This window comes from Streptomyces sp. NPDC058632 (assembly GCF_042717095.1).
Taxonomy (GTDB): Bacteria; Actinomycetota; Actinomycetes; order Streptomycetales; family Streptomycetaceae; genus Streptomyces.
The window spans coordinates 13,848-40,254 of record NZ_JBHXQZ010000006.1 but is presented as its reverse complement, the minus strand read 5'-3'; the positions used below and the strand labels follow the sequence as shown (position 1 = coordinate 40,254).

General features: G+C 70.8%; 25 protein-coding genes and 5 pseudogenes. 9 read left to right on the top strand and 21 right to left on the bottom strand.

Features of this window, described 5'->3' with window-relative positions; translation table 11 throughout:
* Positions 1-13: 13 nt before the first annotated feature.
* The 7 genes and pseudogenes from ACFWVE_RS04275 to ACFWVE_RS04245 form a co-directional block, all read right to left on the bottom strand.
* Positions 14-646 carry a helix-turn-helix transcriptional regulator gene (locus ACFWVE_RS04275; RefSeq protein ID WP_384008050.1) on the bottom strand — a complete coding sequence of 211 codons (633 nt, stop codon included), beginning with the start codon at positions 644-646 and terminating at the stop codon, positions 14-16.
* A gap of 88 nt (positions 647-734) precedes the next feature.
* Entirely contained in the window at positions 735-1,163 is a 429-nt protein-coding gene (locus tag ACFWVE_RS04270) for a Tn3 family transposase (RefSeq protein WP_384008049.1), read from the bottom strand.
* 162 nt (positions 1,164-1,325) lie between these two features.
* The gene (bla, locus tag ACFWVE_RS04265) at positions 1,326-2,252 is read right to left on the bottom strand and encodes a class A beta-lactamase (protein WP_384008047.1); all 927 of its coding nucleotides are present in this window, start codon (positions 2,250-2,252) and stop codon (positions 1,326-1,328) included.
* A 22-nt stretch (positions 2,253-2,274) separates the two neighbouring features.
* A pseudogene (locus ACFWVE_RS04260) lies at positions 2,275-2,731 on the bottom strand (ATP-binding protein); the annotation flags it as partial.
* Between the two features lie 32 nt (positions 2,732-2,763).
* Positions 2,764-4,374 carry an alpha/beta hydrolase gene (locus ACFWVE_RS04255; RefSeq protein ID WP_384008045.1) on the bottom strand — a complete coding sequence of 537 codons (1,611 nt, stop codon included), beginning with the start codon at positions 4,372-4,374 and terminating at the stop codon, positions 2,764-2,766.
* 205 nt (positions 4,375-4,579) lie between these two features.
* Complete coding sequence (locus ACFWVE_RS04250) at positions 4,580-4,945, bottom strand: hypothetical protein (RefSeq protein WP_384008043.1); 366 nt, start codon at positions 4,943-4,945, stop codon at positions 4,580-4,582.
* Complete coding sequence (locus tag ACFWVE_RS04245) at positions 4,894-5,115, bottom strand: hypothetical protein (RefSeq protein WP_384008041.1); 222 nt, start codon at positions 5,113-5,115, stop codon at positions 4,894-4,896. Before ACFWVE_RS04245 ends, ACFWVE_RS04250 begins: the two co-directional genes overlap by 52 nt.
* 143 nt (positions 5,116-5,258) lie before the next feature.
* Here ACFWVE_RS04245 and ACFWVE_RS04240 point away from each other — a divergent pair, with 143 nt between their 5' ends.
* Positions 5,259-5,870 carry a TetR/AcrR family transcriptional regulator gene (locus tag ACFWVE_RS04240; protein WP_384008039.1) on the top strand — a complete coding sequence of 204 codons (612 nt, stop codon included), beginning with the start codon at positions 5,259-5,261 and terminating at the stop codon, positions 5,868-5,870.
* Between the two features lie 172 nt (positions 5,871-6,042).
* Here ACFWVE_RS04240 and ACFWVE_RS04235 read toward each other — a convergent pair.
* From ACFWVE_RS04235 to ACFWVE_RS04220, 4 genes and pseudogenes are all read right to left on the bottom strand, one after another.
* Positions 6,043-6,715 (bottom strand): annotated as a pseudogene (locus ACFWVE_RS04235) (IS3 family transposase); the annotation flags it as partial.
* A 124-nt stretch (positions 6,716-6,839) separates the two neighbouring features.
* Positions 6,840-7,589, bottom strand: a complete 750-nt coding sequence (locus ACFWVE_RS04230) for a DUF429 domain-containing protein (protein ID WP_384008174.1) — start codon at positions 7,587-7,589, stop codon at positions 6,840-6,842.
* A 76-nt stretch (positions 7,590-7,665) separates the two neighbouring features.
* Positions 7,666-7,785, bottom strand: coding sequence for a helix-turn-helix domain-containing protein (locus ACFWVE_RS04225; RefSeq protein WP_384008186.1), 120 nt, complete (start codon positions 7,783-7,785; stop codon positions 7,666-7,668).
* An 89-nt stretch (positions 7,786-7,874) separates the two neighbouring features.
* Positions 7,875-8,048: pseudogene (locus ACFWVE_RS04220) on the bottom strand (recombinase family protein); the annotation flags it as partial.
* Between the two features lie 61 nt (positions 8,049-8,109).
* On the opposite strand from ACFWVE_RS04220, the gene ACFWVE_RS04215 reads away from it, so the two are divergent.
* Complete coding sequence (locus ACFWVE_RS04215; protein ID WP_384008037.1) at positions 8,110-9,105, top strand: DUF4277 domain-containing protein; 996 nt, start codon at positions 8,110-8,112, stop codon at positions 9,103-9,105.
* A 111-nt stretch (positions 9,106-9,216) separates the two neighbouring features.
* On the opposite strand, the gene ACFWVE_RS04210 is transcribed toward ACFWVE_RS04215, so the two are convergent.
* Together ACFWVE_RS04210 and ACFWVE_RS04205 are read right to left on the bottom strand one after the other, a co-directional pair.
* On the bottom strand, positions 9,217-9,864 hold the full coding sequence (locus tag ACFWVE_RS04210; RefSeq protein WP_384008035.1) for a dihydrofolate reductase family protein: 648 nt from the start codon (positions 9,862-9,864) through the stop codon (positions 9,217-9,219).
* Between the two features lie 456 nt (positions 9,865-10,320).
* Complete coding sequence (locus tag ACFWVE_RS04205) at positions 10,321-11,361, bottom strand: NAD(P)-dependent alcohol dehydrogenase (RefSeq protein ID WP_384008033.1); 1,041 nt, start codon at positions 11,359-11,361, stop codon at positions 10,321-10,323.
* A gap of 94 nt (positions 11,362-11,455) precedes the next feature.
* Here ACFWVE_RS04205 and ACFWVE_RS04200 point away from each other — a divergent pair, with 94 nt between their 5' ends.
* Complete coding sequence (locus ACFWVE_RS04200) at positions 11,456-12,064, top strand: TetR family transcriptional regulator (protein WP_384008031.1); 609 nt, start codon at positions 11,456-11,458, stop codon at positions 12,062-12,064.
* A gap of 22 nt (positions 12,065-12,086) precedes the next feature.
* On the opposite strand, the pseudogene ACFWVE_RS04195 reads toward ACFWVE_RS04200, so the two are convergent.
* The 3 genes and pseudogenes from ACFWVE_RS04195 to ACFWVE_RS04185 form a co-directional block, all read right to left on the bottom strand.
* A pseudogene (locus ACFWVE_RS04195) lies at positions 12,087-12,281 on the bottom strand (hypothetical protein); the annotation flags it as partial.
* Positions 12,282-12,283: 2 nt separating this feature from the next.
* The gene (locus tag ACFWVE_RS04190) at positions 12,284-12,667 is read right to left on the bottom strand and encodes a DUF4440 domain-containing protein (protein ID WP_384008029.1); all 384 of its coding nucleotides are present in this window, start codon (positions 12,665-12,667) and stop codon (positions 12,284-12,286) included.
* Positions 12,660-13,247, bottom strand: a complete 588-nt coding sequence (locus tag ACFWVE_RS04185) for a DUF1697 domain-containing protein (protein ID WP_384008028.1) — start codon at positions 13,245-13,247, stop codon at positions 12,660-12,662. The genes ACFWVE_RS04190 and ACFWVE_RS04185 overlap by 8 nt, the downstream gene beginning before the upstream one ends.
* 323 nt (positions 13,248-13,570) lie before the next feature.
* Between ACFWVE_RS04185 and ACFWVE_RS04180 the strand changes: the two are divergent.
* Positions 13,571-14,228, top strand: a pseudogene (locus ACFWVE_RS04180) (MMPL family transporter); the annotation flags it as partial.
* A gap of 31 nt (positions 14,229-14,259) precedes the next feature.
* Positions 14,260-14,403 (top strand): hypothetical protein, encoded by a 144-nt coding sequence (locus ACFWVE_RS04175; RefSeq protein ID WP_384008026.1) that lies wholly within the window; start codon positions 14,260-14,262, stop codon positions 14,401-14,403.
* A gap of 71 nt (positions 14,404-14,474) precedes the next feature.
* Here ACFWVE_RS04175 and mgt read toward each other — a convergent pair whose 3' ends face one another.
* Positions 14,475-15,674 carry a macrolide-inactivating glycosyltransferase gene (gene mgt / locus ACFWVE_RS04170; RefSeq protein ID WP_384008024.1) on the bottom strand — a complete coding sequence of 400 codons (1,200 nt, stop codon included), beginning with the start codon at positions 15,672-15,674 and terminating at the stop codon, positions 14,475-14,477.
* A gap of 273 nt (positions 15,675-15,947) precedes the next feature.
* Here mgt and ACFWVE_RS04165 point away from each other — a divergent pair, with 273 nt between their 5' ends.
* The gene (locus ACFWVE_RS04165; RefSeq protein ID WP_384008022.1) at positions 15,948-16,817 is read left to right on the top strand and encodes a phosphotransferase enzyme family protein; all 870 of its coding nucleotides are present in this window, start codon (positions 15,948-15,950) and stop codon (positions 16,815-16,817) included.
* Between the two features lie 36 nt (positions 16,818-16,853).
* On the opposite strand, the gene ACFWVE_RS04160 is transcribed toward ACFWVE_RS04165, so the two are convergent.
* Positions 16,854-17,576, bottom strand: coding sequence for a 3'-5' exonuclease (locus tag ACFWVE_RS04160; RefSeq protein ID WP_384008020.1), 723 nt, complete (start codon positions 17,574-17,576; stop codon positions 16,854-16,856).
* A 101-nt stretch (positions 17,577-17,677) separates the two neighbouring features.
* Entirely contained in the window at positions 17,678-18,916 is a 1,239-nt protein-coding gene (locus ACFWVE_RS04155; protein WP_384008018.1) for an SAV2148 family HEPN domain-containing protein, read from the bottom strand.
* Positions 18,917-19,279: 363 nt separating this feature from the next.
* Between ACFWVE_RS04155 and glgX the strand changes: the two genes are divergently transcribed.
* From glgX to ACFWVE_RS04140, 3 genes are all read left to right on the top strand, one after another.
* Positions 19,280-21,448, top strand: a complete 2,169-nt coding sequence (glgX, locus tag ACFWVE_RS04150; protein WP_384008016.1) for a glycogen debranching protein GlgX — start codon at positions 19,280-19,282, stop codon at positions 21,446-21,448.
* A gap of 109 nt (positions 21,449-21,557) precedes the next feature.
* Complete coding sequence (gene treY, locus ACFWVE_RS04145; protein ID WP_384008014.1) at positions 21,558-23,957, top strand: malto-oligosyltrehalose synthase; 2,400 nt, start codon at positions 21,558-21,560, stop codon at positions 23,955-23,957.
* 162 nt (positions 23,958-24,119) lie between these two features.
* On the top strand, positions 24,120-25,400 hold the full coding sequence (locus ACFWVE_RS04140; RefSeq protein WP_384008012.1) for a M14 family zinc carboxypeptidase: 1,281 nt from the start codon (positions 24,120-24,122) through the stop codon (positions 25,398-25,400).
* Positions 25,401-25,429: 29 nt separating this feature from the next.
* Here ACFWVE_RS04140 and ACFWVE_RS04135 read toward each other — a convergent pair whose 3' ends face one another.
* Both ACFWVE_RS04135 and ACFWVE_RS04130 read right to left on the bottom strand, forming a co-directional pair.
* Complete coding sequence (locus tag ACFWVE_RS04135; RefSeq protein WP_384008010.1) at positions 25,430-25,861, bottom strand: SSI family serine proteinase inhibitor; 432 nt, start codon at positions 25,859-25,861, stop codon at positions 25,430-25,432.
* Entirely contained in the window at positions 25,858-26,331 is a 474-nt protein-coding gene (locus ACFWVE_RS04130; protein ID WP_384008008.1) for a hypothetical protein, read from the bottom strand. Before ACFWVE_RS04130 ends, ACFWVE_RS04135 begins: the two co-directional genes overlap by 4 nt.
* Positions 26,332-26,407: the final 76 nt, after the last annotated feature.

Here is a 26,407-nt window from a genome sequence, read left to right as displayed (position 1 = left end):
CCGTCATCCGCTGTCAGTGCCACGCGTTCGATTCCTTTCGGTTCGGCGTTACAGGGGGTGTGGAGGTTGTCGCCGAATCGGTCGGCGACGTGAGTGAGCCGGTGCGGAGGTCGTCGATGACCGAGTCGATCCATGCCGTCTCAGCGCGAGCGAGGCACAACGCGTATTCAGCTTCGATGACGTGCAGGCGGGGTACGCCGGCCGCCAGGGCCTCCGCGAGGCGTTCTTCATCGGCGGCCGTGCGTTGCCGGAGGCGTTGGGCACGCTCAACCAGGGCCTCCACCGCGCCGCTCACCCCGAGGGCGCCGAGGTAGGTGACTGCGCCCAGGAACTGTGAGAACTCGCGTTCTGGGTTGCGGATCTGGGAGTCCAGCCGTCGTACGAGTTCGTCGCGGCCCTCTTCCGTGAGGGCGTAAACGGTCCTCTCCGGACGGTTTCCCGAGCGCTGCTGGCCTTGCGAGGCAAGCCATCCCGCTTCGGTCAGGGCGGCAACGGTGTTGTAGAGCGTGCCTCGCGTGATTGCGGCCGCGTGGTTGTCGCTGCGTTTTCGCAGTTCGGCAAGCATCTGGTGCGGGTGCGAGGGCTGTTCGAGCAGGAGACCCAGAACTGCCAGAACGATCGGGTTGTCGAGAGCGCGACGTGGCATAGTCGAACTCTATCAGTCTAAATAAACTATTAGGCGAGCAGTGGGAACTGGAGTCGCGTCGGAGGGCTCGGCGGCCTGCAGGTCGGTGTCACGCGGGGGCCGAGGCGGCTTCCTCTTGCGGACTGCGCGGGCCGGGCACGGCCGACACGGCGACCAGGTCCAGGTCCAGGCGGCTGTTCATGTCCAGCTCGAACCGGCCGTACGGATTCACATGGGTCCAGAACAGCGGCGACAGCGCCCGGCGGTCCGCGTCGGTGAGCTTGTCCGCCCACTTCGGATCGGCCAGGACCTCTTGCATCAGCAGCGTGTTGACGTGTACCAACGCCGACTGGAGCAGGTGTAGCGCGAGCATGCTGACCTCCTGGGATTCCTTGTCCGCACCGGCCAGGTCGCCGTCCTTGCCGTAGAAGAGGTCCTTGTTCGCGGAGTTCCAGTTCTCCACGACCTGCAACCCCTCGTGGATCTCCTGGCGCATCTCGACGTCGGCCAGGTAGTCGCAGACGAACGAACTACGCACCGCCCGGCCCACGAACCCCGCCGGGGGCGGAAAACGCCCTATCGGCGGCGGGTCGAGCGGCCGGGGCAGCATCCTGAAGACGCGTACCCCTGGCGTCGGGCGAGAACGCCGGAGTCGTTGGGGGTTTGCCGTGTACTGTTCGCGTGCTGTGCAGTTGTTCTGCTACGGCAGTGTCTTGGTGACCACGGATGCCGCTTCGGCAATCAGCTCGTTGTCGTAGTCGGCGTCTTCGGCGCCTCGGTTGGACATGACCGCCATGACGATGGGTGCGGCGTTGGGGGGCCAGACGACGGCGATGTCGTTTCGGACAGCGTAGACACCGCCTCCGCCGGTCTTGTCCCCGACATCCCATCCCTTGGGTACTCCGGCCCTGATGAGTTCGTCTCCGGTGGTGTTGGTCCGCAGCCACTGCGTGAGCTGTTCGCGTTCGTCCTTGCCCAGGGCGTCCCCGAGAACGAATGCCCGAAGGCCTGCTGCCCACGCGCGGGGCGTGGTGGTGTCTTGTGTGGCACCGGGAGACCACTGGTTCAGTTCAGGCTCGCGGCGTTCCACTTTGGTGGTGGTGTCACCTGTCTCCACGAGAGCGGCGGCCAGGCCCTGCGGCCCGCCCAGTGCGTCGAACAGGAGGTTGGCTGCGGTGTTGTCGCTGTAGCGGACGGCTGCGTCACACAGATCACGTAGGGTCATTCCGATATCGACATGCTTCTCGGTGACCGGAGAGTGATCGATCAGATCGCTCCGGGAGTACTTGACCACCTTGTCCATGCCGCTCATTGAGTACTTGCGTAGGACGGCAGCGGCGGTGAACGCCTTGAAGGTAGAGGCGTACGCGAATCGCTCATCAGCGTTGAAGGCCACCTCCCGCCCATCGCCCGTGTTGACCGCATAGACCCCAAGCCGCGCACCGTACTTGCGCTCCAGCTCCTTGAAATCGCCGACGGCCTGCTTCGCAGCGGGATCCGCCTGCGTTGTGGCGACAGCCGGGACTGGTGACGCCTGGGTGCTGTCATTGCCGCATGCGGCAAGCGGAAGGGCGACGAGTACAGCAAGCCCTCCGAGAAGGGCACGCCGGGCACGAGTGGACTGCATAGTCAGACCTCCGGATAAGTCGTCAAAGGGTGCTGAGAAGAGACACTGCGTCGTCCCGGTCGCGTTCGATGGCGGCGAGCCGTTTTGAGCCGGTAGCTGGAGCCGTTGATGGAGATGACATCGCAGTGATGGAGGAGACGGTCGAGGATGGCAGTGGCGAGGACTTCATCGCCGAACACCTGCCCCCATTCGCTGAAGGTCTTGTTCGAGGTCAGGATGATCAAGCCCTTTTCGTAGCGCTTTGAGATCACCTGGAAGACCAAGTTGGCCTCCGCGCGTTCGAGAGGCTGGTAGCCCACCTCATCGACCACGAGAACCGCTGGCCGGAGGTAGCTGCCGAGCTTGCTGGTCAGCCGCCCTGCGGCCTCGGCGGTCTTGAGGTTGCGGACCATGTCGTCGAGGCTGGTGAAGTAGATCGAGTAACCGGCTCGGCAGGCCGCGACCGCGAGAGCGACGGCGATGTGTGTCTTGCCCACTCCCTATGCGTACGCGGGTGAAGACCGGCTGTGACTCAACGGTTCGCGAAGACAAGGGGGCGGGTGGTGGCGGGCGTGTCTGTCTTGCATACGGTGCCGTCGGCGGGGTGGGTGCCGTGGACGAGGGCGGCGTCAACTGCGCTGTTGATACACGAGTTGGTGCCGTAGTAGCCGTGTCCGACTCCTTCACGCGTGAGCAGGACCGCAGAGTCCAGGGTTCGGGTCATGTTCTCGGCCCAGTGGTGGGGGGTGACGGGGTCCAGTCGGCCTGCGACCACCAGTGCTGGCGGCGTACCAGCGCCTGTGAGCGGCTCGGTGACGCGATCCTTGTTCGGCGCGGGCCACCGAGCGCAATTCAGGGCAGAGTAGGCGGCCCGGGTCCCGATCCGCCTGGCCTCAGTAACAGCCTTGGTGGCTGCGGCCTTGTGCGCGGCGATGCCGACCGGGGTCTGCCAGTCGGCGCAGCGTACCGCGGTGTGGGCTTCGAACATCGCGGTAGGGACAGGGAAGGGGGATACCGTGACGCTGCTCCACAGGGTGTACAGGGGTGCGCCGTTGCCGTCTTGTGCGGCCAGCAGCGCCGAGGTCAGCAACGGCCAGGTGTTCTGGTCGCCGGCCAGGGCTCGGGTGGCCTCAAGGGCCATGGCGCCGTCAAGTTCGCCGCCCGGGGTGACGTCCTTGACGGGTGCGATCTTCAGCGGCTTCGCTTCCAGCGTGTCGATCAGTGTGTCGAACGCCGCCTGCGGGTCTCCCGCTCCGAACGGGCACACTGCGGTCCCTTCGATGCGGCAGGTCTCGAACCAGGCGTCGAGCGTCCGTTCGCTTGCCACAGCGACGTCGTTGAGGAAGGTGAGGGAGTTGCCGAACCACAGGTTGGTGTCGACGGGCGCGTCGAGCACCATCTGGCGGAGGCGGTGAGGGAACAGGGTGGCGTACATCGGGCCGACCACGGTGCCGTAGGACAAGCCGTAATACGTGATTTTATCCTCGCCGAGCGCGGAGCGAACCTGGTCGATGTCGCGGGCCACGTTGTCGGTGGACAGGCTGGCCAGAAACTCTTTGCTCTGCTGCTTGACGCAGCCGTCGGTGAACACAGCGGCATCGGTCAGCAGCCGCGGCAGGGGTTTGCCCCCGGGGACGGCCGGGTTGAAGGCGGTGCCGGCGGCGTCGGCTCGCTGCTTGTCGGTCAGGCAGCGAACGGCCTGCGATCCGCCGACGCCGCGCGGGTCCATCGCGATGACGTCGAATCTGGCGAGCACCGCGGGCGAGAAGGCGCCAGGAGTGCCGGCCGTTTTGGGCAGATTGCGCAGTGTCTCGATGGCGGGAACCCCGGGTCCGCCCGGGTTGAAGATCAGGCTGCCGATGCGGCGGTCGGGATCAGTGGCCCGGTGCCGCATGACCGCGAGCGGGATCTGCGCGCCATCAGGGTCGGTGTATTCCTGCGGCACCTTGATCGTGGCGCATTCGAGGTTCTTCCCGCACGTGCTCCAAGTGAGCGGGCCCGGGGACGGGATGGAGGCCGACGTTGCCACTGCGGACGTGCTGCGCGGCCCCGAGGCACCGGACGAACACCCGGTCAGGACCATGAGGGCTGCGGCGAACGCCGCCCCGTACCGGGCGGCGGGCCTTGGCCTCAACTGGATCATGTTGATCTTCCTTTCGCCGTACTCGTGTCATTCCATGCAGCCGGGCCATGCCGGTCGCGCAAGAAACCAGCCGAAGAGGCCTGACGTGGTCGTGCCTTCCTCACTTCGGGGGGTCAGTGACCGGCCGTGTCGAGCAGAGAGGAATACCGCAGGCGGAGCGCGCGCTCCATGCCCGCCAGAACGGCCCCGCCCCCCAGTACGAGGTTCAGCCAGATCGGCAGATGTATCGGCGATTCGAACGTCCCGACCCGCTGCGTGACGGGAGGAATGTGAGAGACAGGTTCAGGCCCACACCGATGACAAGCAGCAACACCGATCCGATGCCGATCGCCCGGCTCAGTCCCGGATGGCGGGCACCGAAGCGCGCCCGCCGTCCCTCCGCCGAGGCCGGGTCGGGCGTGAGCTGACGCGGCTGTCCGCCCAAGGGGCGGTAGTGGCAGCGCCTGATGCCGTAGTCGCTCATCGCCACCTCGATGACACCCCCGTCGACAGGGAAGACCGCGGGCATTTTCAACCCGGTCACGTGCCTGCCGTCCAGGAACAGGTGCGCCCGGATCTTGCTGTTGTCCAACCGCGCCCAGTGCCGTACGTCGACGGCGTGCAGGCGGGCGTGCCCGCCTGCACCGGGAAGCCGTAGCAGAACAGGGAGCGCGGGGGAAGCTGCCACCAGCGGACCCGCTGCAGTTCCCTGCCGTCTCCCGGCTTGAGGCGCTTCGATGCCGCCCACTGCTTCCACGCCATGCTCCACCCCTCCTTCGCACATCAGCCGCAACATCACTAGTACAGCGTGTTAGGGAAAACGCTAGCACACCGTACTAGTACGGTGTGCTAGTACGGTGTGCCAGTACAGTAGGGGGGCTGGGAGAAGCGAAGGAGAGCGGATCATGGAAACACGCGAGAAGATCCTCCAGGCCGCTGCAGAGATGATCGCCGAGGACATAACGACGAAGCTGAGCGTGCGAGCGGTCGCCGCGCGTGCGGGAGTGAGCACCGGCTCGCTGAGGTTCCACTTCCCCAACCAGCGCGCCCTGCAGGACAGCTTGCTCGCGCGGATCTACGAACACCTCCTGCCCGGCGACCTGATCCGGGACCAGACACTGCCGCCCCGCGAACGGCTGCTGAACTGCCTGCGGCAGGTTCTCGCACCGCTCGGCACCAACGAAGACGCGCGAACCGCATGGGGCACGATCTATCGGACCTTCATCGAACCCGAGCCGACCGAACCGGTACGCGCCGCATACCTCGGCTATGAGCGGGAGGCGGAGCGCCGGGTCGAACACTGGCTGACCGTGCTCGCCGAGGAAGGCGCGCTGCCCACGGGAGACCACACCCGCAACGTCAGGTTCCTTCTCACCGTCCTCAACGGACTCTCGGTCGAACGCGCCCTGCCCACCCGCGAACCCGTCCTCATCGCCGAGACCGAGACCCTCAACGCCGCCGTCGACCACGTCCTCTCCACCGGCCCCGCACCACCCGCCGGGCCGACTGGGCCGTGAACCGAACCAACCACCCCCCTGCACCGGTTCCACCCGAGGGGTAGGGGCGCGAGAGCACGGTGAGACGTGCACTACCTTGTGCAGACCGGGGTGGTCGGCGGCGACCCGCTCGATGAGCACGTTGCCCGCCATGGAGTCCTTGACGGGCCTTGACCCCGGATGTCGAACACGTCTATGCGGCTTGGGTAAGGGTAATTGCTGCTGCTTGGATGTCGTGCTCGTAGGCGATCGGGGACCGCTGGCCAAGGCGGGAGCGCCGGCGGCGGGTGTTGTATCGGGTCAGCCAGCGGAAGACGTCGAGTCGCGCTTCTCGCTCGTTCGGCCAGCCTTTGCGTCCTTTCAGCGTTTCCCTCTTGAAGGCGGCGTTGAAGCTCTCCGCAGCGGCGTTGTCCGCGCTCGACCCGATCGCCCCCATGCTCTGCTGGTCCCCTGCTGACCTGCAACTTTCAGCGAAAGCCCTGCTTCGTATATTGCGAGCCGTGATCGGTGTGCATCACTGCCCGGCCAGGCTGCCACGGGTCCGTTCGGCGGTCGCGAGGGCGTCGATGACGAGCTCGGTTCGCATGTGATCGGCGATGGCCCACCCTGCCAGTCGCCGTGAGGCGAGATCGATGACGGTCGCGAGATAGAGCGGCTTCGCGCCGCTGACCGGCAGATATGTGATGTCGCCGACGTACTTCGTGTTCACCGCGGCCGCGGTGAACACGGCCGATCAGATCCGGCGCCTTCGGCGCCGCCTGGTCCGCGAGAGTGGTCCGGTGCCGACGGCGCAGACGGACTCCCTGGAGCCCGACCCTCCGCATGATCCTCGCGACCCGCTTGTGATCGACCACTGGGCCGCCCTCTTCACGGAATCGAGTCTCCACCGAAACCGGAACGGTTCAGTCTTCACACACCGATGATCACCGGTGGCCGCACCCGTTCCCGGAACAGCCCCGACCAGCAAGACCGCGATCCACAGCTGGAGTATTAGGCTGCTGATGGGTCGAGCCTGGCCAGGCCGTCGGGTGCGGGGAGGTGAATCCAGCCCTCAACGGCAGCCGCCCGTTCTTCCTGTTCGTTCCGGGGCAGGGAGGTCAGGCCCAGAACGACGGCCCGGGCGACGAGAGCGGCGATCAGCGCGTCGAAGGCGTGCTCATTCCTCTCGTACGCCTGCTGAGCACCGGGTTCGAACCGGAGCCATGGCGCCGCCTGAAGCAGGGCCTGCGTAGAGCGCGTGCCGACCAGGCCCCATACGGCGCGGGCCCCGGCCGGATAGACCTCCACCACTTGTCCGGCGCCGGTCCGGTCAACCGGGAGGCCTCCAGCGGCGAGTTGGTCAGCGAGGTAGGCCCAGCGGGCTGCGGTCGCCCCGAGCTTGTCCATCGACACCGAGAGTGGACCGCGCCCCGTCAGGGGCCGGATCGTCGCATCTGCGACCCGGTCGGTCATCCGCAGACGCAGGCGGGCATAGTGGTCCGCCCGCCCCGTGCTCCCGGGCCACGACTGGTGGCCCGCGTGTGCGGCGACGGCCTCGACGAACGCCGTCGGCCAGCCGAACGGGCAGTCGACCCCCGCGCGCTCCCCCAGCACGAGCCCCGACAGCAGATCCAGCAGATCCTCGTCCTTGCAGCGGAGCTTCGGGGGCTTCACCTCTGCCCCGTTCCGGCTCCAGCAGATCTCCGCAGTCGCTGTGGCTCCCGGTTTCACCGCCAGATCGACGCCGATGGTGCGCTCCATCTGCCTCCCTCCCTCACTAATGTCGCAGAGTACTTGCCGAGAACAGCGGGAGACTGACCCGCGGTGATGCCGTGCGCTACGTGGAGCCCGTCGGCTGGGCGTGGACCGTCTTTCCCAAGTGGCGGTAGGTGGTGGGGCGGGAGACGCCGAATTCGTCGGCGATCCGTTGGACGGTGTAGTCGCCGGAGTCGCACATCTCCCGGCCGAGCTTGACCTGACAGGGCCCGGGTTCGGGTTTCTGGCCGTCGGTGCGTCCGCGGGCGCGGGCGGCCCCTTCAGGCCGTCCATCGTCCGCTCCGACATCAGGGCGTGCTCGAACTCGGCTACCGCTCCGAGGATCTGGAAAAACATCCGCCCGACTGCGGTGGAGGTGTCGATGCCCTGGTCCAGTCCCGTATTTCGCGGATCGCCGATTCGGCTGGAGAGCGGGGCCGGGCAGTGTCCGCACAGGCCTGTCAACGTTGGTCCGGGTGGGTCGATGACTTCCCGGCCTCCGCGGCCACGGGCGGAACGTCCCCGTATGGAGTGCGTGATCGAGTCCGTGGTGACCAAGCGTTTGGGCGCTCTGCCCGTCGCTGCCGAGTTTCTGCGCCGGCTGGATGTTGCGGGGATCGTCGATGCCCTTTGTCCGCCCGATCCCCGGGCGGAGCTGACGCACGGCCAGATGATCGAGGTGCTGGGGGCCAACCGGCTGACCGCTCCGGCGCTGCTGTTCAGGGACGGGGACCGGGCCCGCAGTTGGGCGGTGGAGAAGGTCTTCGGCGTCGAGGCCCACCTGCTGGGTGACGACCGCCTGGCGCGTGCTCTGGACGCCATCGCTCCGCACCTGGACCGGCCTGCCGGCAGCGTCGGGGCGGCCGCGATCGCCGGCTTCGGCATCGGTGTGGCCCGCACCCACTGGGATATGACGAGCATGTCCGTGCACGGCGCCTACCCCGAGGCCGGGCAGGACGAGGACTACCCGATGGTCAAGTTCGGGCATCCCAAGGACCGGCGGGTGGACTTGAAGCAGGTCCGGGCCTGGCACTTCGACGAGCAGGTGCCGGCCGCGCAGGCGGCGGCCGACGGCTGGTACGCGCTGATCGCCTCCCGCCCGATCGAGCAGGCCACCCCCGCCCAAGTCCTGCTGGACTACAGGGGACAGGGCGACGCCGAGCGCCGCTACGGCGACGTCAAGGGGGCCACTGGCGGTCACCCCAGTGTCGTCCAGCACGCCCGGCGCGTCGCCGCCCTCGTCCAGATCGTCTGCCTGGCCCTGCTGGTGTTCTGCCTGATCGAGCGGCAGGTACGGCAGGCGCTGGAACGCGATGGAGACGGCACGATGCCCGGGATCCACCCAGGCCGCCGCCGAGTACGGCCCACGGGCCGGATGATCCTGCATCACCTCGGTGAGCTCCAGCTACGCATCCGCAGGGCCACCGACCCGCCCACCATCATCCTCAGCCAGGTCGTCCGGGTCGACCTCATCGATCCGCTGGGGCCCGCCGTGCGGCGTCCACGCTGGCTGCAGACCTGAACAGCATCCGCAGCGACCCGCGAAACGCGGGGCCAGGACGCCGCTGGGCGGCGGCCATGCCGCAGCCGCGGACGCCGGCGACGGAGCCCGCGCCGGATGGCTGGTCCGGCCTCACTTCCGCCAGAACAGGTGGTGCGTCACGCCGCTCGGGCTGGGCACGACGTCCTGGTGGAACCGGTCGAGCAGCTCATCGGGGGACTCCCACAGCCGGGCCCCGGAGCCGAGCTTCGTCGGCGCGACCACCACATGCAAGGTGTCGACGAGGTCGGCCTCGAGGAACTGCCGGATGATCGTGGCCCCACCGCCAAGCCGGACGTCCTGGCCCTGAGCCGCCTCCTTCGCCTGGGCGAGCACCGCGGCCGGGTCGCCGTCGACGAAGTGGAACGTTGTGTCGGAGAGCGTGAACGACGGGCGCTTGTGGTGCGTCATGACGAACACCGGCGTGTGGAACGGGGGCTCGTCACCCCACCACCCCTGCCACTCGTGGTCCTGCCAGGGCCCGCGCTGCGGCCCGAACTTGTTGCGGCCCATGATCTCGGCGCCGATGTTGCGGGCGTAGTCCCGCGTGAAGTAGTCGTCCAGACCTCGGCTGCCACCAGGTTCGGAGCGGTTGATGGGTGGGTGGTCGGTGGCAAAGGCCCAGGCGAGCAAGTTCCCCGGATCGGCATGACCGAACGGCTTCTCGAGGCTCTGGCCCTCGCCGGCGCCGAACCCGTCGCTCGAGACGGTGAAGTTCTGGACCCGCAGTAACTGGCTCATGCCGCTCCTCCTGCTTCGCGCTTTCTGATCACTTGACGAACGGTAGACCGGCCGGGCCTGGAAAACTCATCGCCGCATCGTGCAGTTCTCATCGGGCTCCCGCAGCCGCGCGCCGGGCGACGACTGCCCGGTGGCCGTCCCCCAGCGCGGCCGCGTACGGCTCACCGGGCGAGCGTCCAGCGGGGGACTGCGGGTCTTCCGGGCCACAAGGCGAGACGGTTCCGGGTGTCGAGCGATGCGGCCCGATCGGGCGTCAGATCCACGAGCGCAGTCCCGCGGAACCCCGTCGCACAGCATGCGGGTTCCGCGAGGACCTCCGCGAGCGATCACCCGCGGAAACGGATTGCGTTCCGGGCCTCTCTCAGAACTCTCACGGACCGTTCGTGAGAGGGCGGCAGGCCGGGCCATGGCACGCGCCGCCGTCCGGCCCGTGCCGTGGCCCGGCCTGCCGTCTCTTCAGTCCAGGTCGGACATGTCGAGCACGAAGCGGTACCGGACGTCGTTTCGCCGGAGACGGTCGAGTGCCGTGTCCACCTGCGACGACGGAAGTACCTCGATGTCGGCGGCGATGCTGTTGTCGGCACAGAACTGGAGCATCTCGGCTGTCGCGGGGCGTCCTCCGCTGCCCGCGGAACTGAGCCTCTTGCGGCCGACAAGCAGGTCCATGGCCTCGACGGCGACCGGCCCCAGGTACCCGAGGAGGCTGAGGGTGCCGTCCATCGCCACCAGCTTCAGATACGGGGCGAGGTCGTGAGGTGCGGAGACGGTGTCGATGACGACGTCGAAGGTGTCGCGCGCCGTGGCCATTTGCCGGGTGTCCGTGGAGTCGATGAGGTCGTGAGCGCCGAGTCGGCGGGCGTCGTCGCGCTTGTCCCGGGTGCGGCTGATGACGGTCGTGGTGGCGCCGAGTGCCACGGCCATCTTGACCGCGAGGTGGCCCAGGCCGCCGAGCCCGGCCACGGCGACGCGACTGCCGGGGCCCACACCGAGGGAGCGCAGGGGTTCCCAGACGGTGACGCCGGCGCACATCAGCGGGGCGGCTGCGGCCGGGTCGAGGCCGGAGGGGAGCGGGTGGGCGAACGTGTCGCGCACGACGTACTCGCGGGAGTAGCCGCCCAGGGTGGTCGACCCGTCCTGCCGGTCGGTGCCGCCGTAGGTCAGAGTCGGGAAGGAGTGGCAGAAATTCTCCTGTCCGGCTTCACACATGGCGCACACGCCGCAGGAGTCGACGATGTTGCCCACCGCTACGCGGTCGCCGACCGAGAAGGCGGTCACCTCGGGGCCGGCCCCGGTCACCACGCCGGTGAATTCGTGACCGGGCACCAGGGGCGCTTTCGCGTGCTGGTCGTAGTCGTGCAGGGCGTGCAGGTCGGTGTGGCACACGCCGCAGTAGTCGACCTGCACCGCGATGTCGTCCGGGCGCAGGTCACGGCGCTCCAGCGACGTGCGCCGCAGCGCCGTCGGACCGGCCGCCCGCCATCCGGTGGTCGTTCGCATAGTTGAATCCTTAAATAAACTGTTCGGTCTGTTGCAGCTTAAACGCGATCGCACACCAAGACAAACAAACTGTTCTGTTTGCTAGAGTGGGGGCATGCCGGAACAGCCCCAGACCTCGCGAGGTGCCGCGACCTACCAGCGCATCCTGGACGCCGCCACCGACGAGTTCGCCCAGCACGGCATCGCCGGGGCGCGCGTCGAACGCATCGTGACGGCAGCGCGCACCAACAAGGCACAGCTCTACGCCTACTTCGGTGACAAGGAACGGCTCTTCGACGCGATCTTCCTCAGCTCGCTGGAGCGCATCACCAACGTCGCGCCCATCGACGCCGACGATCTCGCGGACTGGGCCGTGCGCCTCTACGACGAATACCTGCGCCGCCCCGACCTCATCCGGCTGGCGACCTGGACACGGCTGGAGCGCCGGCCTGCCGGGCACCTCGTCGAGACCCACCAGCACTACGACGATCGCAAGCTCGCGGCCATCGCCGAGGCCCAGGACGCCGGGCGGGTTCGCGCAGGTGACCCGTTCGACATCATGGCCATGGTCATCGCCATGTCCATGGCCTGGTCACCGGTCAGCAACGTATATGCGGCCAGTGACCAAGAACCCGATGACGTACACGACCAGCGCCGCGCTCTGCTCCGCGACTGCGTCCGAAGGGCCACAGCGGCCGGCGGAGGCGACGCGTCCCCCTCATGACTGCCACGAACGCCTCTGGTGATCAGCTTCTCGGAGCGTCGTCATCGTCGTTTCCGAGCACCTCCGAGCACCTCCGGGCCACGCAGGGGCGCGGAGCGCCGGCGGCCGGAGTGGAGGCGGTGAAGCTGTAGCGGCCGGGCACGTCGAGGTGCTCGGCCTTCGGCGGGGACAGCCGGGCCAGGTCCTCGTCCCTCACTTCGGCGCCGGCCTGGCGCAGCGTCAACCGCTGTACCGCTGCTCCTCACGACCGGAGTCGTACAGCGTCCCCTGGTGGAAGTAGAGCAGCCATCCCCGGCCGGTGCGGCGCCACAGGGAACTGCGGTGGGCGCACCGGCCGTTGTGGTCCGTGTCGAAGGTGAGATGAACGGTGTCGGGGGCCAGCTGCACGGCCTTCATCCGGGAGACGGTGCCGGTGGGGTCCCCCGCATCGCGTTCACCGGCGAGCAGCGCGATGACCGCGTCCCGGTCCCAGACCCGTCCGGACGCGCCGATCTCCACGAACTCCGGATGGAGCAGCCCCCCGACGCGTTCGGGCGAGCGGCGCACCTCGGGGTCGAGGAGTTTCAGTTCGGCCTCGATGGCGGCGGTGTACGGGTCAGTCACGGGTGAGCTCCATGAGCTTGACGACGGTGTTCCAGTTGCGGGTGGTGGCGATGACACCCCGGGTGGTCCGGGGTCCGGCCAGGCGCTCGGCGAGCCTGGAGCGGCCCAGGCCGTCGGGGGCGTACAGGTACAGGGCGCGGTCGCCGAGGCGGAACTCCTCGGGCAGGTGGGCTGCCCGGTCGATGTCCGCGAAGCGGTCGTCGTCGACGGCGGCGGAGAAGTAGGTGACGTGCAGCTGCTTGGGCGCCAACTCGGCGGCCCGGAACGGACAGTCGTCGACGATCGCCCGCAGATAGGTGTGGTCGCGCACGATCACGTCCACGGCGAAGCCGAAGTGCCGCTCGACGGCGTCGGCGAGTTCGGCGGCCAGCACGTCCTCGGCCGGCTCCCCGGCCGTGTCCGCGCTCCTGCCCCCCGGCCCGCCGCTCCCGGTGGTGAACACGGCCTGACCGCTCCGGAGATGGGTGCGGACCGCGTCGTGGCCCAGACCCTCCATCAGGGTGCGCAGGTCGGCCATGGGGACCTTTCTGCCGCCGCCCACGTTGATGCCGCGCAGCAGTGCCGCATACGTCGTCGCCATCCGCACACGATAGGACGGCCGCCGTGCCCCGTGGGGGTGGGCACGAGGGCCGTGTCCGCGCGGGGTGCGCGGCGCGGGCGTCCCGCATCCTCGTGGCCGGTCCGCACAAGGCCGCCCGCACCCTGAGCACGCGCCCGGAGGGGACCCCCGGCAGATGTAGGGGTCCCCTCCTCCAGTGGGGGAGGAGGGGAGGTGCGAGGGGATGAGTTCCGTGCCGGGAGCTTCACCGGACAGCGCGACGAGACGGTCTTATCCGGCCCGTACCTTCGAACGTGGAAGGCGGCGGCACAGGTCGCTGTCGTGCACGAGGGGGCGAGCCCGTCATGGGGAACGGAGATTCGCGGGTAAGGGGCTTCGCCGCCCGTGCCGGCGGCTGGAGCACCCGGCACCGATGGGCGGCCGTCGGTGTCTGGGTGCTGTTCGTGGTGCCGGCGATGGGGCTGGGTCCGGCGGCCGGCCGGGTCGACGTCGGCAACAGCGACCGGCTCAAGGGGGAAGACGCAGACCGCCGCCCGGATCATCGAGGACGCCGGGATCGAGGAGCCGGCCGGCGAGACCGTACTGGTGCAGGCCAAGGACGAGGGGCTGTCGGCCACGGACGACGAGTTCCGCGCCGCGGTCACCGCGGTCGTCGAGGCTGTCGGGAGGACCGGCGAGGTCACGGACGTGACCACGCCGTACGAGAGCGACACGATCTCGAAGGACGGGCGCAGCGCGCTGGTCCAGTTCGACATGCGCGGCGACTCCGACACCGCCGGCGAGCGGGTCGGGCCGGTGCTGAAGGCCGTGGAGGAGGTGCGGAAGGACCACGACGCGCCGCGGATCGAGGAGATCGGCGGCGCCAGCATGATGGAGACGTTCGACGACGCGTTCGGCGACGACTTCAAGAAGGCCGAGTACTCGGCGGTCCCGGTGGCCCTCGGCATCCTGCTGATCGCCTTCGGCGCGCTGGTGGCGGCGCTGCTGCCGGCTCGGCGAGCGCAACTGGTACCTGCCGAAGCGGCTGCACAAGATGCCCGACCTGACCCACGACGAGTCGCCGGAGGCTGCGGGCGCGGCGGGCGCGCCCCTGGCGAAGGGCGGCGTGGACCAGGGCTCCGGCCGGGGTACGGACACGGGTCACCGCGCCGGCGGGGGCGAGCGGGTGCGGGTCTGATCCGCGGCCGCGGTGGACGGGGAAGGGGCCCGGCTGATCCCAGCCGGGCCCCTTCCCCGTTCTCGCGTCCGCTAGCTCCGCTGCGGCAGCTCCGCCTCGATGAGGTCGGCCGCCCTGCGGGTGCCGCCCTCCTGGGCCATGTCCGCCTGGATCTCCTTGAGCCGCCGGGCGACCTCCGGGTCGCCGACGAGGTCGAGGGCCGCCGTGCGCAGGGCCTCGGCGGTGGCCTCCTCCGCCGGGACGTGCCGGGCGACGCCGAGGGCCTGGAGCATCTCCGCGTTGCCGAACTGGTCCACGGCCTGCGGTACGGCGATCATCGGTGTGCCCGTGGCCAGCCCTTCCTGGCTGCCGCCCGCCCCCGCGTGGGTGACGAACAGGTCGGTCTGCTTCAGGACCGCGAGCTGCGGCACCCAGGACCGCACCTCGACGTTCGCCGGCAGCCCGCCCAGTTCGGCGGGGTCGACGTGCTTGCCGATCTGGAGCACCAGGTGCCACCCGGGCAGGTCGCCGAACGCCCTGACGCACTCCCGGTAGAAGCCGGGCCGCTTGGTGAACGACGATCCCAGGGACACCAGGACGACCTGCTCCGCGCCGGCCGGCCGCCGCCACTCCCCCTCCGCGCCGCGGTCGCCCTGGCAGGCACCGACGAAGCTGTACACGCTCTCGTCGACCCGGTCGGCGTTCGGCTGCAGCACCTTGGGGATCAGGACGAGGGAGCGGGCAGGACGGCCCACGAACGGGTCGGGGTGCCGGGTGATCCCGTTCTCCTCCAGCCAGGCGCGGAAACGGGCGTAGTAGGCCTGGCCGCGCTCGGTCCTGAGCGGCTCCTCCCACATCGGCTCGCCGACCTCCTTCTCGTACCCCTCCCAGGCGACGAGGTTCGGTGAGAGGGAGACCACGGGCACGTCCCATCGGTGACCGAGCACACGCGCCGGGTACGAGGTGATGTCGTGCAGCACCAGGTCGGGGGTGTCCCCCTCGTACGCCTCGATCAGCTGCGGGAGTGCCTGGATCGCGTCGTCGAGGAACGGCTCCATGTTGTCCAGCAGCGTGCTCCCCCACGCCTCCGGGTCGTCGTCGGGCGAGGGCAGCGTGGAGTTCCAGGGCTTCACCTCGGCTCCGGTCGCGGCGACCTTGTACGCGAAGACCGGCGGGATCGCGTACGTCACCCGGTGGCCACGCCTCACCAGCTCGCGGATCACCTCGAGGCTCGGGTTCACGTGGCCGTGGGCGGCGATGGAGAACATGGCGATGTGAGCGGGACTGGTCATGCCCCGAACCCTAGACAAGACGATACGTCTCGTGCAATCGGAATACCGGTATGCCGTGCGTCGCCGGGGCCGGTGTCGTTCTCGCCCCCGCCGGCCGGCCACGGCGGGTACCGGACACACCGCGTTCGGCCTGCCTGTGCGAATGCGACACTTGCCGACGGCGCGGACACGGTCGGACGACCGGCGCGGACCGGAGAAGGACCCGGAGAAGGACCCGGAGCAGTACCGGATCCGGCCGGAAGCGGGCACAGGAACAGGCACGGAGGCGGACGGATGGACGAGGCACGGGCGCGGAACGTCCTGGCGGCGGCAGGCGTACTGCCGGGGCACGCGGCCGCCGGGGACGCGCGGTTGCTCGCCCTGGGCGAGAACGCGGTGTTCGCCGCCGGTGACCTGGTCGTCAAGGTCGGCCGCGACGGCGGCCTGCTGGAGCGGGCCCGCCGGGAGATGGCGATCGCGCTGTGGCTCGCCGAGGAGGGCGTGCCGGCGGTGCGGGCGGCACGGCCGCAGGCACTGCTCGTCGAGGGGCACCCGGTGACGGTCTGGCACCGGCTGCCCGCCCCGGTGCGGCCCGCCGGACCCGGAGACCTGGCCGCACTGCTGCGGGTGGTCCACGCCCTTCCCGCTCCCGCCTTCGGACTGCCGCCACGCGAGCTGCTGGGCGGCGTGGAACGCTGGCTGCGGCTCGCGGGCGAGGTGATCGACCCCGAGGACGCGGCGTATCTGCGCGAGCGGCGCGACGGTTTCGCGGCGGCCGCCGCGGCCCTGACGCCCCATCTGCCGCCGGGGCCGATCCACGGGGACGCGCTGCCCCGGAACGTGCACGTCGGGCCGGAGGGGCCGGTCCTGGTCGACCTGGAGACCTTCTCCGCGGATCTGCGCGAGCACGACCTGGTGGTCATGGCCCTCTCCCACGACCGCTACGGGCTGCCGGCACAGGCGTACGCGTCCTTCACCGGGACCTACGGCTGGGACGTGCGCGAGTGGGAGGGCTGCGCGGTGCTGCGCGGTGCACGGGAGACGGCCAGCTGCGCCTGGGTCGCCCAGCACGCCCCGAGCAACCCGAAGGCCCTGGCCGAGTTCGAACGCCGCGTGGCGTCCCTCCGCGACGGCGACCCGACGGTCCGCTGGTACCCCTTCTGACTCGGCCCTTGGTCCTGATCCGGGTCCCGGCCCTGATCAGACCCGCTCGTCCGCGGGCTCGCGCAGGGGCCAGGTGCCGTCGATCGTCGCGGTGGTGTCGCCCTTGCGGCGCAGGAAGCTCTGGAAGTCCGCCGCCCATTCGGCGTACCACTCGATCTGGCGGCGGTGCAGCTCCGCCGGGCCGAGCGCCGCGACCCCCGGGTGGCGGTCGGCTATCGCGCGGGCCAGCCGGGCGGCGGCGAGGGCGTCGGCCGCCGCGTCGTGCGCGGAGTCGAGAGCGACGCCGTACTCCGCGCAGACCGCCTCCAAATTGCGCTTGCCGCGGCGGTAGCGGTCGACGCTGCGGTCGATCGTGTACGGGTCGATGACCGGGGCCGGCTCCATGCCACCCAGCCGGTCGCTCAGCGACGGCAGCCCGTACCTCCGCAGTTCGGCGGAAAGCAAGGACAGGTCGAACGCGGCGTTGTAGGCGACGACCGGGACGCCCGTGCTCCAGTGACCGGTGAGGGCGGCGGCGACCTGGTCGGCGACCTGGTCGGCGGGGCTTCCCTCGGCCGCTGCCCGCTCGCCGCTGATGCCGTGGACCGCCACCGCGTCCGCCGGGATGGGCACGCCGGGGTCGGCCAGCCACTCCTTGCGCCCTTGCGGCACTCCGTCCCTGACCTCGATCACGGCTCCCGTGACGATGCGTGCCTCGTACGGGTCGGTGCCCGTCGTCTCGAGGTCGAAGCCGATCAGCAGCTCCCGGTGCCAGCCCATGGGTGGCCCCCTTCTGTGTGGTGCGTTCCCCCAGTGGTTCTTACCTTCGCACGCACCACTGACAACCCGGGGGCCGCATTCCGTCCACCGTCACGGACGGTTCACGACACCGGACGCGAATCCACCCACATCTGCTCGAACTCCTCGCGATACGTGGGGAACAGTCCGCCTTCTTCCGCCTCACCCGCTTTGACCACCTTGCTGCCGTTGCGCAGTACCAGCACCGGTGCCTCCATCCCCCGGGCCCGGCGCAGATGGTTCTGCACCACGCCGACGCCGTCGGCGCCGTCCCCGTCGACGAGGTACGCCGTGCAGCGGGGTGTCTCGTCGTAGACGTGGATCTCGAACGCGCCCGGGTCGCGCAGCCGGGAGCGCACCCGGCGCATGTGCAGGATGCTCATCTCGACCGCGCGCCCCAGTTCCCCGCGTTTGAGCCCGAGTTCGCGCTCACGGCGCTTGGCCGCGCTGGAGGCCGGGTTCAGGAACAGCAGCCGCACGCGGCAGCCGGACTCGGCGAGCCGCACCAGGCGGCGGCCGGAGAAGTTCTGCACCAGCAGGTTGAGGCCGATGCCGATGGCGTCCAGGCGGCGGGCGCCGCCGAAGATGTCCTCGGCCGGGAACTGGCGCAGCAGCCGTACCCGGTCGGGGTGGACGGCGACCACGTCCGCGTACCGGTCGCCGACCAGGTCCTCCACCGCGTCGACGGGCAGGCGGCGCGCGGACGGCACGTCCCCGTCCGCGCCGAGCATCTCCAGCAGCCGCGCGGAGGCCCGCTCGGCCTGGTTCAGCACCGCCTCGGACAGCGCCCGGTTGCGGGAGACGACATTGCGGGTCACCTCGAGCTCGTCCAGGGCGAGTTCGACGTCCCGGCGGTCGTCGAAGTACGGCTGGAAGCAGGGCCAGTGCTGGACCATCAGCTCCCGCAGCTGCGGGAGCGTGAGGAAGGAGAGGACGTTGTCGTCGGCCGGGTCGAGCAGATAGCCCTTGCGGCGGCTGACCTCGCGCACCGCGACCGCCCGCTGCACCCACTCCTGCCCGGCGGGCCCGGCGGCGGCGACCACCCAGTCGTCGCCGTGGACGGGTTCGTAGACGGGGCGCAGCACGGCGGCCACGACCGAGCGCAGCCGCTGCTCCACGAGGTTCAGCCATATGTAGGCACGGCCGGCCCGCTGGGCGCGGGTCCGCACCTCGCGCCAGGCGTCGACGCCCCAGTCCAGGTCCGGCCCGATCGAGCCCGCGTCCATCGGCCGTGCCAGGGACACCGCACCGGGCGGGACCTCCGTGGAGTTCCCCTCGTGACCCTCGTCACCAGGGGGCAGCTCCAACCCTCCCGAGCCCACCCGCGCACCGCCTTCCGCTCCCCCGAGCACTCCCAGCCCCAACGATCAAGGAGAGTACTCCGCTTGCGGTGCGCGGTGCAGCATGATGGCGGGGTCGTTTCTCAACTTCCTTCTCCCGCACCACTGTTCTGGTATGCCCGTCCACGGCGAGTGCACGAAGTCACAACGCGCATACAGAGGTTGCGGCCGGGGCACTCGCATGGAGATCCGCGGGGCCACGGAGGGATCACGCCGCACCGGCCCGCCGGCGACCCCGGCGGCCCGTACGACAGCCGGTATGACAACAGCACGGCGGCGGACAACACGGCAACACTCCGGGCCAAGGCGCCCCACCGGCGCCGTACACCTGAAAGAGTCGTGTCCATGCAGGTCTGGCCTGGCGAGGCGTATCCCCTCGGTGCCACGTACGACGGCGCCGGCACGAATTTCGCGGTCTTCACGGAGGCCGCGGACCGAGTAGAGCTGTGTCTGTTGCACGACGACGGCTCCGAGACGGCGGTCGAACTGCGCGAGAGCGACGCGTTCGTGCGGCACGCGTACCTGCCCGGCATCATGCCGGGGCAGCGGTACGGCTTCCGCGTCCACGGGCCGTACGCCCCCGAACGGGGGCTGCGCTGCAACTCGGCGAAACTACTGCTCGACCCGTACGCGCGTGCGATCAGCGGGTCGATCGGGTGGGGCGAGGAGGTGTACGGCTATCACTTCGACGCGCCCGACGAGCGCAACGACCTGGACTCCGCGCCGCACACGATGACGTCGGTGGTGGTCAACCCGTACTTCGACTGGGGCGACGACCGGCCGCCCCGCACGGAGTACCACCACACGGTGATCTACGAGGCGCACGTCAAGGGTCTCACCATGCGCCATCCGGGGCTGCCGGAGGAGCTGCGCGGCACCTACGCGGGCCTCGCGCACCCGGCGGTGATCGAGCATCTGACCGAACTCGGCGTGACGGCACTGGAACTGATGCCGGTCCACCAGTTCGTGAACGACCACCGCCTGGTGGACATGGGCCTGAACAACTACTGGGGTTACAACACCATCGGTTTCTTCGCCCCGCACAACGCGTACGCGTCCTGGGGCGACCGCGGTCAGCAGGTGCTGGAGTTCAAGTCTGCGGTGAAGGCGCTGCACGAGGCCGGGATCGAGGTCGTCCTCGACGTCGTCTACAACCACACCGCCGAGGGCAACCACCTGGGCCCGACCCTGTCCTTCAAGGGCATCGACAACCCGAGCTACTACCGGCTGGCGCACGACCGGCGCCACTACACCGACACGACGGGCACGGGGAACTCCCTGCTCATGCGGTCCCCGCACGTCCTACAGATGATCATGGACTCGCTGCGCTACTGGGTCACCGAGATGCATGTCGACGGGTTCCGTTTCGACCTCGCGGCGACCCTGGCGCGGCAGTTCCACGAGGTGGACCGGCTGTCGTCGTTCTTCGACCTGGTGCAGCAGGATCCGGTGGTCTCCCAGGTGAAGCTGATCGCCGAGCCGTGGGACGTGGGCGAGGGCGGCTACCAGGTGGGCAACTTCCCGCCGCTGTGGACCGAGTGGAACGGCAAGTACCGGGACACCGTGCGGGACCTGTGGCGGGGTGAGCCGCGCACGCTCGCGGAGTTCGCCTCCCGGCTGACCGGTTCGTCCGACCTGTACCAGGACGACGGGCGGCGCCCGCTGGCCTCGATCAACTTCGTGACCTGCCACGACGGCTTCACCCTGCACGACCTGGTCTCGTACAACGACAAGCACAACGCCGCCAACGGCGAGGACAACCGGGACGGCGAGAGCCACAACCGCTCCTGGAACAGCGGTGTCGAGGGGGAGACCGACGATCCGGACGTGCTGCGGCTGCGGGCCCGTCAGATGCGGAACTTCATCGCGACGCTGATGCTGTCCCAGGGCGTGCCGATGATCAGTCACGGCGACGAGGTCGCCCGCACCCAGCGCGGCAACAACAACGCCTACTGCCAGGACAACGAGCTGGCCTGGCTCGACTGGCCCGCGGAACGGGGGCGTGACAACGACCGGGCACGCGAGGAGGAGGACGGCGAGGGCGCGGGCGACGCCCGCCTGCGGATGCTGGAGTTCACCCGCGCGATGGTGTGGCTGCGCAAGAACCATCCGGCGTTCCGCAGGCGCCGCTTCTTCCACGGACGGCCGGTCGAGGGCACCCACGACGACCTGTCCGACATCGCCTGGTTCACTCCCGAGGGGACGGAGATGACCCAGCGGGACTGGGACCAGGCGCGGGCCTCGGCGCTGACGGTGTTCCTCAACGGCAACGCGATCTCGGAGCCGGGCCAGCGCGGGGAGCGCATCACGGACGACTCGTTCCTGCTCATGTTCAACGCCTCCCCCGGCCCGCTGGAGTTCGTGGTGCCCGTCGACCACGGCCGGCAGTGGCAGGTGGTCGTCGACACCGCCCGCGAGGACGGCGTCCCGCCGGGCACCGGCCCGGAGGTGCGGGCCGGCGCCCGGCTGACCCTGACCGACCGGAGCCTGACGGTGCTCCAGCGGCCGGTGTGACGGCCGGTGACGCGGACGGGGGCGCGGACGGGGACGGGGGCGAGGTCCGTGGCGCGGCAGCGGAGGGACTCATGTCAGGAAGGGCGGCAGGGCGGGTACGTACGTCTGCATGACCTCTGAGCGACCTGAGCGACCCGAGCCCCCGGTGCCCACCGCCACGTACCGGCTGCAGGTGCAGCCCGGCTTCCCGTTCGCCGCCGCGGCGGCCGCCGTGCCGTATCTGGCCTCGCTCGGAGTGTCCCATCTGCACCTGTCGCCGGTCCTGGAGGCGGTTCCGGGCTCGCGGCACGGCTACGACGTGACGGACCCCGCGCGCGTGCGCGAGGAGCTGGGCGGCGAGCGGGCGCTGCGGGACCTGTCGCGCACCGCGCGGGAGCACGGTCTCGGCCTGGTCGTGGACATCGTCCCGAACCACATGGCGATGTCCCCGCGCCACAACCGGGTCCTGTGGGAGGTGCTGCGCGAGGGGCCCTCGTCGCACCACGCGCGGTGGTTCGACATCGACTGGGAGGCGCAGGGCGGCCAGGTGCTGCTGCCGGTGCTGGGCGGGCCGCTCGGCGCGGAGCTCGGCCGGCTGAAGGTGGACGGCGATGTGCTGCGCTACCACGACCACGCGTTCCCGCTGCGCGAGGGCACCGCCCATCTGCCGCTGCCGCAGCTCCTGGACGCCCAGTGGTACCGCCCCGTGTGGTGGCGGCTGGCCCGCACCGAGCTCAACTACCGCCGGTTCTTCAGCATCTCCGAGCTGATCGGGGTACGCGTGGAGGACCCCGAGGTGTTCGAGGCCACCCACGCCAAGATCCTTCAGCTGCTGCGCGAGGACGTCGTCGACGGGCTGCGGGTCGATCACCCGGACGGGCTCGCCGACCCGGACGAGTACCTGCGGCGGCTGCACGCGGCGACCGGGGGCCGCTGGACCGTGGTGGAGAAGATCCTCGCCGACGGTGAGCCGCTGCCCGCCTCCTGGCCGGTCGCGGGCACCACCGGTTACGACGCCCTGCGGCACGTGGACGGCCTGTTCACGGACCCGGCCGGGGCCGGGGAACTGCTCGGCCAGTACCGGCGGTTCGCGGCACCGCAACCGGACCGGGGCGGTGTGTGGGAGGCGACGGTGCGGCGGGCCGCGTACAAGGTGCTCACGCACGAGCTGGCCGCCGAGGTCGACCGGCTGACCCGGGTCGCCCACCGCGTGTGCGCGGCCTCGCCCGAGCCCGCGCTGCGCGACCGCGCGCCCTGGGCCCTGCGCACCGCGCTCGAGGAACTCCTGGTCCGCCTCGAGGTGTACCGGCCCTACGCGTCCGTGGACCCGGCCGGCGTGGTCACCGAGGAGGCCGCGGCCGGCGCCCGGCGTGCCTTCGCCGTCCCCGAGGAGGCCGGGGCGGTGGACGCCGTACGGGATCTGGTGCTCGGGCGGTACGGCGACGGGCCGGGGGAGGTGGAGTTCCGTACGCGGTTCGCGCAGACCGCGTCGGCGCTGCGGGCCAAGTCGGTGGAGGACACGGCGTTCTACCGCTATGTACCGCTGCTGTCGGCGACGGAGGTGGGCCACGACCCCGGCTCTCCGGCACTGTCCCCGGAGCGGTTCCACGCGTACTGCGCGCGCGTGCAGCGCGACTGGCCGGCGACCGGCACCGTCGTCTCCACGCACGACACCAAGCGCAGCGCCGATGTGCGGGCCGCACTCCATGTGCTCACCGAGTGCCCCGGGCCGTGGGCGGACGTCCTCGCGGAGGTGACCCACGTCGGCGAGGGCGTACCGGACCCGCAGCTGGCGTGGGCCGCCTGGCAGACGGTGTTCGGACTGGGCCCGGCGGACCCGGAGCGGGTGACGGGGGCGCTGCTCAAGCATGTGCGCGAGGCAGGCCTGCACACGAGCTGGACGGAGCAGGAACCGGCGTACGAGGAGGCGGTGGCCCGGTTCGTGGCGGCGGGGCCGTGCGGGGCCACGGGCGAACAGGTCGCGCGGTTCCGGGCCTCACTGGAGCCGTACATCCACGCGAACGTACTGGGCACCGCGCTGGTCCACCTGACGATGCCGGGCGTGCCCGACGTCTACCAGGGCACCGAGTCCGAGTACCGGGCCCTGGTGGACCCGGACAACCGGCGCGCGGTGGACTTCCCGGCCGGGGCGGCGGGCGGCGCCGGCGAGGACGCGGTCGGCGGGGGCAAGGCGGTGCTGACGCGGGCCGCGTTGCGGTTGCGGGCGCGGCGGCCCGGGGCGTTCGGCGACACGGCGTCGTACGAACCGCTGACCGCCGAGGGGCCGGGGGCCGCGCACTGCGTGGCGTTCGTGCGGTCCGGCGCGGTACTGACCGCCGTGACCCGGCTGGCGCTGCGGCTGGCAGAGGCGGGCGGCTGGCGGGAGACCCGGCTGGCGCTGCCGCCGGGCCGCTGGGCCGACGTACTGGTGCCCGGACGGGAGTTCACGGGGCACGCGCGCGTGGCGGAGCTGTTCGAGCGGTCGCCGGTGGCCCTGCTGGAGCTCGCCGGGGATGCGGACGGGGCGTAGGTCCTGTCGTCCGACCCGCGTCGCCCGCCCGGGACGCCCGGGTGGGTCACGGCGGCGGAGGTGCCGGTCATGTGCGCCCCCTGGGGCCTCCCCGTCGCACCCTTGACACCGGTCCGTGGCCGTGGGGTACTGCGGTGTGCGACGACGGGTGGTTGACGGGGGGTGAGTCTCCTGCCGGAGCTGCGCTATCCGACGGTGGCCGAACTCGTGTCCGCCGCCCGCGCGCTGACGGTCCGACGGCCCGGCCTGTGCGTCCTGCGGCAGGTGGGACTCTCCCGCGCGGGGCGGCCGCTGCACCTGCTGTCCGTGGGCCACGCCCGGCGTGCCGTGCTGCTGGTCGCGGGTGCCCATGCCAACGAGCCGGCCGGCGGGGCCACGCTGCTCGCGCTGGCCCGGCGGGCCGTGGCGGAGCGGGAGCTGCGGGACGACACGTCCTGGCACTTCCTGCTGTGCGCCGACCCCGACGGAGCGAGCCTCCATACGGCGACGAAGCCGGACAGCCTGTACGACTATCACCTGGGTTTCTTCCGTCCCGCCGGCCGGGAACAGCCGGAGTGGGCCCCGTCGGTCCTGCCGCCCGACCGGCTGCCGCCCGAGACCCTGGCCCTGACCGTGGTCATCGACGAGCTGCGGCCCTACCTCCAGGTGTCGCTGCACGGGACCGATCTGGGCGGCAGCTGGGTCCAGCTGACGAGGGACGTGCCGGGGCTCGCCGAGCCGTTCGCGAAGTCCGCCGCGGAACTGCACATCCCGGTGGAGACGGGTGCCTCGGACGCGGCGGGCTGGCCGGCGTCCGGGCCCGGGGTCCGGGTGATGCCCGCGGCGGGGGCCGGACCGGCGTATCCGAGCCTGCCGGACGACGCGCGGCACAGCACCTGGTACCACGCGCACCGGTACGGAGGTCTGACGGCGGTCGTCGAGGTTCCTATGTGGGCCGGCGCCCTGGTGGACGATCCGGAGCCGCATCCGGCCCCGGCCGAGGCGCTGCGGCACCTCGCGGACCGGCTGCTGCGGGACGCGCGCAAGGTGCGGCAGGTGCTGGAGGAGGCCCGGCCCGGGGCCATGGAGGGCGCCGGTACCGCCGGCGGTCCGCTGCTGCGGGCGGCCACCTGGGGGCTGGATCTGGCCCCGGGGCTGGCCGGGGACCTGGTCCGCACCCCGCCGCCCGACGGCACCAGGGCGTACGTGGGCAGCGTGGACGCGTTCACGCGCCGGGTGCCGCTGCGGGCGGCGGCGATGCTGCTGCGGGAGTTGCGGGAGACCGACGCGCACGCGGCGGCGCGGCTCGAGCGCCTGGTCGCCTTGTGGAGCGACGCGTTCGCCGTGCACTTCCGGGCCCGCTGGGTGCCCGTGGCGCACCAGGTGGAGCATCAGGTCCGCACGGTCGTGGCGGCGGCGCTGCATGCCCGCGCGGGCACGGGAGCAGGACCGGGAGCGGGCTGACCCCGCCCGCTCCCGGAGCCCTCATGGGTCTACGGCCCGTCCAGAGCGAACACGGAGCCGGTCCGGGCCTCCATCGCGCACCGGTTCGGGAAGGTCTCCGTGTACTCGACCGGCTGTCCTCGCCACTGCCCGCGCGCGTGGGCGGTCACCGGGGCGTAGACCATCGGACAGTAGGTCTCCCGGGCCGGGATGCCGGTGATGCGCCCGTCCGCCGCGGCGAGTTCCGCGCAGGCTTCGGCCGCGCGCGGGTGGCCCTGGGGCGGGTCGCAGAGGAGCAGGCTGCCGGGTGTCGTGCCGGTCCGGGTCTCGCCCCGGTCCACGCCGAGGAGGAGCCAGTTGCCGGAGGCGGCTGCGCCCTGGGGGACCGGGCCGGCCTGCGCGGGGGCGGCGACGAGGCAGGCGAGGAGGGCGGTCGCCGCCAGCAGCGCGCCCCGTACCGCTTTGGGTGAGGTGTACGTCATTCCAGATGCATCGGCACGGCGGTGCCGAAACCCCAGCCCGGCTCACCCGAACGAGAGGGTGGGGGCGGGTGCCGTACGGCCGGTTCGAACGCGGCGACCACGACCCGCACCCGGTAATCGACCTGACGTGCGACCGGGATCCAGCGTGTCGCGCGGGTGTCGCGGTGGTCGGCGTACCGCGCGTCGATGAGCCGGTCCAGCTCCGGCAGCACCCCGGCCGGATCGCGGCCGGCGGTGGTGACCAGCTGGTGCGGCGGCCCCGCGGTGCGCAGCGCCGGCCTGCGGCCCGCGACGGTGAGCGCGGTCAGCCGGGCGGTGTTCATGGGCGGGCGCGGGCGGACGGCACCATCGCCGTCACCGGTGCCGGTGCCGGTGCCGGTGCCGTGGTGGTGCGGAGGGAACCACGTCGACCCGACGGCGGCCTCGGTGAGGCGGGGGTCGGCCGGGGCGCTTTCGGCCGGCCGCAGCACGGTGGCGCCGCCCGCCGGTTCGTCGGCGTGCGGTCCGGCGACGACGAGGATCTGCCGGCTGCAGCGGCCGACGCAC

Bases quoted from the DNA above. Each gene is read 5' to 3' on its own strand.
- ACFWVE_RS04215 (WP_384008037.1), top strand. From the start codon at position 8,110: ATGGAGTGCGTGATCGAGTCCGTGGTGACCAAGCGTTTGGGCGCTCTG.
- ACFWVE_RS04200 (WP_384008031.1), top strand. From the start codon at position 11,456: ATGCCGGAACAGCCCCAGACCTCGCGAGGTGCCGCGACCTACCAGCGC.
- glgX (WP_384008016.1), top strand. From the start codon at position 19,280: ATGCAGGTCTGGCCTGGCGAGGCGTATCCCCTCGGTGCCACGTACGAC.
- ACFWVE_RS04185 (WP_384008028.1), bottom strand. From the start codon at position 13,247: ATGGCGACGACGTATGCGGCACTGCTGCGCGGCATCAACGTGGGCGGC.
- ACFWVE_RS04275 (WP_384008050.1), bottom strand. From the start codon at position 646: ATGCCACGTCGCGCTCTCGACAACCCGATCGTTCTGGCAGTTCTGGGT.
- ACFWVE_RS04135 (WP_384008010.1), bottom strand. From the start codon at position 25,861: ATGACGTACACCTCACCCAAAGCGGTACGGGGCGCGCTGCTGGCGGCG.
- ACFWVE_RS04210 (WP_384008035.1), bottom strand. From the start codon at position 9,864: ATGAGCCAGTTACTGCGGGTCCAGAACTTCACCGTCTCGAGCGACGGG.
- ACFWVE_RS04225 (WP_384008186.1), bottom strand. From the start codon at position 7,785: ATGTGCGACTCCGGCGACTACACCGTCCAACGGATCGCCGACGAATTC.
- ACFWVE_RS04175 (WP_384008026.1), top strand. From the start codon at position 14,260: ATGCCCGACCTGACCCACGACGAGTCGCCGGAGGCTGCGGGCGCGGCG.
- ACFWVE_RS04205 (WP_384008033.1), bottom strand. From the start codon at position 11,361: ATGCGAACGACCACCGGATGGCGGGCGGCCGGTCCGACGGCGCTGCGG.
- ACFWVE_RS04245 (WP_384008041.1), bottom strand. From the start codon at position 5,115: ATGGCGTGGAAGCAGTGGGCGGCATCGAAGCGCCTCAAGCCGGGAGAC.
- ACFWVE_RS04230 (WP_384008174.1), bottom strand. From the start codon at position 7,589: ATGGAGCGCACCATCGGCGTCGATCTGGCGGTGAAACCGGGAGCCACA.
- ACFWVE_RS04160 (WP_384008020.1), bottom strand. From the start codon at position 17,576: ATGGGCTGGCACCGGGAGCTGCTGATCGGCTTCGACCTCGAGACGACG.
- treY (WP_384008014.1), top strand. From the start codon at position 21,558: ATGACCTCTGAGCGACCTGAGCGACCCGAGCCCCCGGTGCCCACCGCC.
- ACFWVE_RS04165 (WP_384008022.1), top strand. From the start codon at position 15,948: ATGGACGAGGCACGGGCGCGGAACGTCCTGGCGGCGGCAGGCGTACTG.
- bla (WP_384008047.1), bottom strand. From the start codon at position 2,252: ATGCAGTCCACTCGTGCCCGGCGTGCCCTTCTCGGAGGGCTTGCTGTA.
- ACFWVE_RS04255 (WP_384008045.1), bottom strand. From the start codon at position 4,374: ATGATCCAGTTGAGGCCAAGGCCCGCCGCCCGGTACGGGGCGGCGTTC.
- ACFWVE_RS04240 (WP_384008039.1), top strand. From the start codon at position 5,259: ATGGAAACACGCGAGAAGATCCTCCAGGCCGCTGCAGAGATGATCGCC.
- mgt (WP_384008024.1), bottom strand. From the start codon at position 15,674: ATGACCAGTCCCGCTCACATCGCCATGTTCTCCATCGCCGCCCACGGC.